The organism is Pantoea sp. EKM101V, assembly GCF_011800325.1.
Classification (GTDB): domain Bacteria; phylum Pseudomonadota; class Gammaproteobacteria; order Enterobacterales; family Enterobacteriaceae; genus Pantoea; species Pantoea anthophila.
Genome location: NZ_JAALFP010000049.1, coordinates 1 through 266, shown reverse-complemented (window position 1 = coordinate 266; position 266 = coordinate 1). Strand labels below are relative to the sequence as shown.

Here is a 266-nt window from a genome sequence, read left to right as displayed (position 1 = left end):
ATCGGCGCTACGGCGTTTCACTTCTGAGTTCGGCATGGGGTCAGGTGGGACCACCGCGCTAAAGCCGCCAGGCAAATTCTTTGTGCTCTGTCCTGTGTCTTCTGTGCTGATGCTGCGTTGGCCGCCCTCCCGCTGCTCAGTCACATACGTCAGTATGCTCCTTCACATCGCTCGGTTGCCGCCTTGCCTCAGCGCAGAATCCTTCGGACTTTACTCCGCAGGACACAACTGTTATCCGGTAACAATGCTGAAAATCATGTCTCTCA

Annotated in this window: 1 rRNA gene; it reads right to left on the bottom strand. The window is 55.6% G+C overall.

Annotated elements, in window-relative coordinates:
* Positions 1-72 (bottom strand): 5S ribosomal RNA (rrf, locus tag HFD92_RS21575); the annotation flags it as partial.
* Positions 73-266 lie beyond the last annotated feature (194 nt).